This window comes from Pseudoduganella sp. RAF53_2 (genome assembly GCF_052113985.1).
GTDB lineage: Bacteria > Pseudomonadota > Gammaproteobacteria > Burkholderiales > Burkholderiaceae_D > Rugamonas.
Window position 1 is genome coordinate 1 of record NZ_JBFRDW010000944.1, and the last position, 1,552, is coordinate 1,552.

The 1,552-nt window shown below is 64.0% G+C and carries 2 protein-coding genes; one reads left to right on the forward strand and one right to left on the reverse strand.

Annotation, left to right across the window (positions count from 1 at the left end; translation table 11 throughout):
- Window positions 1-67 precede the first annotated feature (67 nt).
- Window positions 68-1,207, forward strand: a complete 1,140-nt coding sequence (locus AB4Z11_RS31250) for a GNAT family N-acetyltransferase (protein WP_442030004.1) — start codon at window positions 68-70, stop codon at window positions 1,205-1,207.
- Here the strand turns inward: AB4Z11_RS31250 and AB4Z11_RS31255 are convergent.
- Window positions 1,185-1,552, reverse strand: a 368-nt coding sequence (locus AB4Z11_RS31255) for a helix-turn-helix domain-containing protein (protein WP_442030006.1), incomplete at its 5' end; no start/stop codon positions are given. The genes AB4Z11_RS31250 and AB4Z11_RS31255 overlap by 23 nt on opposite strands.

A 1,552-nucleotide genomic window follows, 5' to 3' on the forward strand; every position in this document is an offset into this window, starting at 1 on the left:
ATGCGACACGGCCTCATGTAGCGTTTGGCGCCTGACCCAAAAAAGAATATTTCGCTAGAATAGGCCGATGAGCTATCGATTCAGCGTGATTTCCTCCCTGTCGGAAGTCGGCCAGGCGGCGTGGGATGCGCTGGCCGCCGAAGACGGCAACCCTTTTCTGTCCTACGCCTTCCTGCACGCCATGCACGAATCCGGCAGCGCCTGCGCGGATACCGGCTGGCAGCCGCAGTACCTGGCCGTCCACGAAGGCAAGCAGCTGGTGGCAGCCATGCCGCTCTACGTCAAGCACCACTCTTATGGCGAGTATGTGTTCGACTGGGCGTGGGCCGAGGCGTATCACCGCAATGGCATCGAATACTATCCCAAGCTGCTGTCTGCCATTCCGTTCACGCCGGTGACCGGCGGCCGTCTGCTGGCGCGCGACGATGCTGCCCGCGGCGCCCTGCTCGACTATCTGTGCGAGCAGCAGCAAGCGGCCGGCATGTCGTCCACCCATGTCCTTTACCCGCCTGAAGACCAGGCAGAGATGCTGGAGAAGGCCGGTTTCATGCTGCGCAGCGGCGTGCAATTCCATTGGCTGAATCAGGGCTATGCGAACTTCGACGAATTCCTGGCCTCGCTGGAGCATAAGAAACGCAAGAACATCCGCGCCGAACGCCGCAAGGTGCAGGAAGCCGGCGTCACCATGCGCCGTATCCGCGGCAAGGATGCGACCGACGCCGATTGGACCTTCTTCCATCGCTGCTACAGCAATACCTACGCCGAGCACCGCTCCTCGCCCTATCTGAACCTGGACTTCTTCCTGCGCATCGGCGCCAGCATGCCGCAGAACATCCTGCTGGTGGTGGCCGAGCGCGGCGGCCGGCCGATCGCCTCCTCGCTGGTGATTCACACCGAGGACACGCTCTACGGCCGCTACTGGGGCGCCATCGAGCACGTGCCCTGCCTGCACTTCGAAACGTCCTACTATCAGCCGCTGGAATTCTGCATCGAGAACAAGATCGCGACCTTCGAAGGCGGCGCCCAGGGCGAGCACAAAATGGCGCGCGGCTTCCTGCCGCAGAAGACCTGGTCGGCCCACTGGCTGGCCCACCCCGCTTTCGCCGATGCCGTCGAGCGTTTCCTCGCCCGTGAAAGCGGCGGCGTCGATGACTACATCAGTGAGCTGAACGACCGCAATCCCTTCAAGCCCGCAGACGACGCTTGAATTCTCCCGGCCCCACGCCGTGATGGCGCGAGAAGGCGCGGCTGAAGGCTGCTTCGGATTGATAGCCTACCGCTTCTGCCACGCGCGCGGCGGTGGCGCCCTCGTGGCCCAGCAATTGCGCGGCGGTCTGCATGCGCAGTTGCGTCAGCATTTCGGCGGGCGGCATGCCTGCGGCCTTGGCGAATAAGCGGGCAAAAGTAGCGCGCGACATGAAGCACAGCTCGGCCAGCTGCTCCAGCGTCCAAGGCGCTTCGGGCGCGCGCATCATGGCTTCCAGCGCCGCATGCAGACGCCGGTCCGCCAGCACGCCGAACAAACCGGGCGCTGGCTCCTGCTGCTCCATCC

Bases quoted from the DNA above. Each gene is read 5' to 3' on its own strand.
- AB4Z11_RS31250 (WP_442030004.1), top strand. From the start codon at position 68: ATGAGCTATCGATTCAGCGTGATTTCCTCCCTGTCGGAAGTCGGCCAG.